The sequence below is a fragment of the Pseudoalteromonas sp. Z1A2 genome (assembly GCF_011378755.1).
Taxonomy (GTDB): Bacteria; Pseudomonadota; Gammaproteobacteria; order Enterobacterales; family Alteromonadaceae; genus Pseudoalteromonas; species Pseudoalteromonas distincta.
Genome location: NZ_WTKX01000078.1, coordinates 1 through 1,005, shown reverse-complemented (window position 1 = coordinate 1,005; position 1,005 = coordinate 1). Strand labels below are relative to the sequence as shown.

Below are 1,005 nucleotides of genomic sequence, written 5' to 3'. Positions count from 1 at the left end.
GCCAGAAAGGCGAGCTCCGAGCCTCTGACTGCCTGTAAGGGCTTTTAAATAAACATTTAATATCTACCACCACTAACAACCCATAAATTTAAGCCGCGTTATGTTTAGAAAGCGCCCCGCCAAAATATCTAAAAGGCGGGGCGCTTGTGGTTTTTCGTGTGGAAAATGGCGAAGCCCACACGAACTAGAACAAAAGCCCTTTTAAGCGTAGCGGTTCTAGCCCGTAACATAATGGGATTTATGGGGGGTAATATTAACTTTGATTGTTGTAACTTAAATCAAAATGAATTACTATTAACTCACTCTTTAGATAAATGTAACGGAAATCAAAATGCCTCAAATTAGTCTTAAATCTTATGAGTTGGGTTCAATTTATAGTGTTACCTCAAATGCCGGTTTAAATGCCACCTTCTTTCCTTCTAAACGCATGTTTATGTTTTTAAAGGATAATGATGAAGTTTGGATTGAAGCCGAAACACTTGAAGAATGTGAAAATCTATTTCTTAAAGAGTTAAAGCAATTGGCCCATAAGCAAAGGGGTGGGTATCGTGTTGGTTCAGGTCGCCCACGTTCTTTAGAAAGCAAAAGTGTTTTTAGAATTACAGATGCTGAAAAGGATTTGATACTTCATTTAAGAAGTATTGAAAGCAATGTTGATTTACCCAAGGCTGATTTTTTAAAATATTTAAAGCTATACGCTAACCAAGCAACTAAAAATTTAATTGCCTTTGTTACTGCTCACTCCAAATAATGCGTTTACGCATGAAAGGCCGCACACAGAATTTATATAAAGACCTGTGGTTAGTCGGCCGAAACCATAAACCAACTAGATTTAGAAAAATATCCCCGTGCAACGCACCCCTGATAAACCCCTCCGAAAATTGAAATAAAAAATCATGTTTCCGTATTGGTACAGGTTGAGAGTCCACATACTTTAATAGTGGACTCTTGTCCCATTTTGGCACTCGCAATATCTCAGTAGATATATAAAACATGCCTAAAGCA

Annotated in this window: 1 protein-coding gene; it reads left to right on the top strand. The window is 37.6% G+C overall.

Annotated features, from left to right (window positions below; translation table 11 throughout):
• Positions 1-331 precede the first annotated feature (331 nt).
• Positions 332-751, top strand: a complete 420-nt coding sequence (locus GQR47_RS20240) for a hypothetical protein (RefSeq protein WP_165724413.1) — start codon at positions 332-334, stop codon at positions 749-751.
• The last annotated feature ends 254 nt before the right edge of the window (positions 752-1,005 follow it).

Coding starts and splice junctions, on each gene's coding strand:
- GQR47_RS20240 (WP_165724413.1), top strand. CDS start 332: ATGCCTCAAATTAGTCTTAAATCTTATGAGTTGGGTTCAATTTATAGT.